Origin of the sequence: Bacillus sp. S4 (assembly GCF_040838205.1) — a bacterium.
GTDB lineage: Bacteria > Bacillota > Bacilli > Bacillales > Bacillaceae_G > Bacillus_A > Bacillus_A cereus_U.
In genome coordinates, this window is sequence record NZ_JBFPJI010000342.1 from 1 (window position 1) to 3,287 (window position 3,287).

A 3,287-nucleotide genomic window follows, 5' to 3' on the forward strand; every position below is an offset into this window, starting at 1 on the left:
ATTCCAAAGCATACTCTCTTTTTCTCTTGAACTTTATGTAATTATACATATTCATGAAAATACAAATAGTAAAATATAAATTGTAGGCATACTCTATAAAGTAGATTCTTTTGAAAGACGTAACATATCAATCATTATAGGAGATGTGTCGAGACCCCTACTTAATTAAATGCCTTTTTTGATTTATAAAAATTAAAATCATGATAATTTGTTTCCAATCCGCATCCTTTTCATTAATCTATTTTAAGAAGATGCATTTATGAATCCAAAATAATCCCCTCAAAGCATCAGCCTTAAGGGGATCCATATCATTTTCTCTCTTCATACAACCTATTTGCTTTATACGAGCAAACGAAAAACATACCAATCGCAACCGGAATAAATAGCCCTGCAATTCCTCTCATTAATGCAAATGGTGTTTCAAATAAGAATGACCCTAAAAATGCTGCACCTTGCTTATCCCATAAACCCGGTGTAAAGTACAGTTCTCTTGGATTTATAATCGCTCCTATATTAACCGTATTATTAAACATAAACAGGATTAACAGCGGCAAATAACATATTGCTAATTCTAAAAATGTCTTAGATAGACGTTTATACTTCCCTGCTCGTGACATTTGATCTGAAAAAATGTCATCTTCACTTTCCTCATTTACCTTTTTAAAATATTGCGTACCAGACCACCATTTACCGGCTATATGCTTCCAGCCACTATCTTCAAATAACGTACAATAATTAATAAAATCACTTCGTCTATTAAATATTCGATGATCTATTTTAATTTTCGTATCTTCCGGTTCTGCGATTCTAAATCTATAACCAAATGTATTACTTTTTAGTTGATAGCCTTTCCAAGCCATCTCTTCTAACCATTTCTCCTCTTTTTCAAAATCTAAAAAGAATTTCAATCTCCACATCATCGCTTCCCCCTAACTATACATTTAATAAGCTTTTTGTAACTCCAACAATGTGCTGCATCCTCATAAAGTCTAAGTGTAATACTTCTTTCCCGCGTTCAGTAATGACATACACTTTTCTTCGTTTATCTTCACTTTTTACAGATTCTATTAATTGTTGCTTTAATAAATTTTCAACCGCACCATATAATGTACCCGCCGCGATTTTCACTTGATGATTACTAAGTTCCTCTACCTTTTGCATAATTAAATATCCATGTGCTGGCTCTAATAAAGCTAAAAGAACGTAATACGTTGTTTCCGTTAATGGTAAATTTTTATCTCTATTCATTGAGACCTCCAATGTAACGATAGTTATATAGCTAAACTATATAGTTCAACTGTATAGTTTCATTTTATACAGTCCGACTGTATATGTCAAATTTAGGTATAAAAAAACAACCTAGATCCCTTACATGGATCTAGGTTGTTTTTAATACATAAACGTAATCGTCACCAAAGAATACCCTTCTTTTGCATTATACGGCTCCGCTTTATAAGAAACACGGTTCGCGCCTTGCGGGAAACGAATTTCTCCAATTGCCTTCTTCACATCTTGCAGTGCGCCGTCCATTGATTGCTTATACAGAATTTCAATCTTTTCAGGCTTTGCACTATAGCGCTGCTGCATTTTACTTTTTAATTCGTTATAGTTATTCGCAACGTATTCATCTGCTAAATAATTTAGTTTTGTATCTTTTAATATTTGCTCGTATGCAGTTGTTTTAGAGCTACCCGCTGCAATTTTATTTGTAAGTGTGTCATAATAATTTGTTGTAGCCTGCGGATAGTCCCCGCGGTTCCACTCGTGATTTCTTGCAATTTGTTCATCTGATAAGTTGAAATAAGAATATGTTACTCGCCCTTGTTTATCAGGTATTGGATCATCGAATGTTGTATCAAGATGGTACCATTTGTTATTAATTTTAACTAAATTCCAAGCATGAGGCTGACCGTCTCCAGTTCCTACTACAAAATGATTCTCAATTCCAGCTTCTTTTAATAATTGATAGGTTAATAGGGTGTAACCTTGGCAAACGGCAGAACGATTCGCGAGTGCCTCATATGCTGTATACGCTTTATAAGACGTATCGTAAGAAACATGTTTTACTACGTAATCATGAACCGCCTTCACTTTTTCATGATCATCCATACCGACTTGAATAATAGAAGAAACGATCGCTTTCGCTTCTTTCATCACATACTCGGTTTGTTCTTTCGTTTCGCGATATGTAATATGTAGCGTAAACGTATAATTCCCGGGCGATCCAGATAGTGAGTATGAAACATTCGATCTATTATAATTTGTATACTCATTTTTATTTGCGACTTCTTTATATGCGGTGAAAAGTGTATTCATCACTTCTTTTGTATTACTATTTTTCGTTTTATATGGAAGTGTAATGTTCGTTTCGTACGCATTAATACGCGTTTGCACTTCATTTTTGAATGCTGTTAATAATGCCGCATCTCCTGTATCCTTTACATCAGTATTTTTAGATTTCAAAGTTTTATATAAAAACTGTGCATACTGTTCACGTGTTACTGTGCCATATGGTTCAAATTCCCCGTCGCCTGTACCATCTGCGATTCCGTTTGATTGCACCGCACTAATCGCATTTTCTGCCCAAAATGGACTTGGAACATCATTAAATGTATGTTTTTGTTTAGCAGAAAGATGAAAAGCATTTGTAAGAATTTGTGCCATTTCCGCACGACTCACAGAAGCTTTAGGTCTAAATCGGCCATTTTCATCACCTTTAAAAACCCCTAAATTCGTTAAAGTTAATACCTCTTCTGGAAACATTGTAGAATCTCGATTAATATCACCGTAAGGATTTTTAAACGTAGAGCCATCTTTTAATACGTAACGAGTTCCATCATTACTAAACGAACCGCCTTGCTTATTCGGCACTAGCACTCGATAAATTAAAGCTGCAACTTGCTCCCTCGTCGCAACATCTCCAAAACCAAATATCCCATTTCCATAACCTGAAATAATATTTTTGTCCGCTAAATCTTTAATCGCCGGATACGACCAATGCGATGTAGGCACATCAGAAAAAACGCCCGCTTCAGCAGCTTTCACATCACTGCCATTTGTATATAATAAAGCACCACCTATTAGTGATAATGATGTAATTGATTTTAATAGTTTTGTGTACATAATGCCTTCTCCCAATACGTCTTCTATTTTTTGTTATTTTTTGTCAAAAAATCTAAAAGAATATGACAAAACACATTATACAATCAAAAGTTTTCGGAGGATATACTGAATTTCAAAATATGCAAAAATTCATATTACTATAGGGATTCATACTGATATTATGC

At 34.3% G+C, this 3,287-nt stretch carries 3 protein-coding genes; all 3 read right to left on the minus strand.

The features are described 5' to 3' along the window. Positions 1-308: 308 nt before the first annotated feature. Positions 309-917 carry a DUF2812 domain-containing protein gene (locus AB3X48_RS19685; protein WP_033714640.1) on the minus strand — a complete coding sequence of 203 codons (609 nt, stop codon included), beginning with the start codon at positions 915-917 and terminating at the stop codon, positions 309-311. A gap of 16 nt (positions 918-933) precedes the next feature. After that, positions 934-1,248, minus strand: coding sequence for a PadR family transcriptional regulator (locus tag AB3X48_RS19690; protein ID WP_002134744.1), 315 nt, complete (start codon positions 1,246-1,248; stop codon positions 934-936). Positions 1,249-1,389: 141 nt separating this feature from the next. Further along, positions 1,390-3,123, minus strand: a complete 1,734-nt coding sequence (locus AB3X48_RS19695; RefSeq protein ID WP_016103935.1) for an S-layer homology domain-containing protein — start codon at positions 3,121-3,123, stop codon at positions 1,390-1,392. Positions 3,124-3,287: the final 164 nt, after the last annotated feature.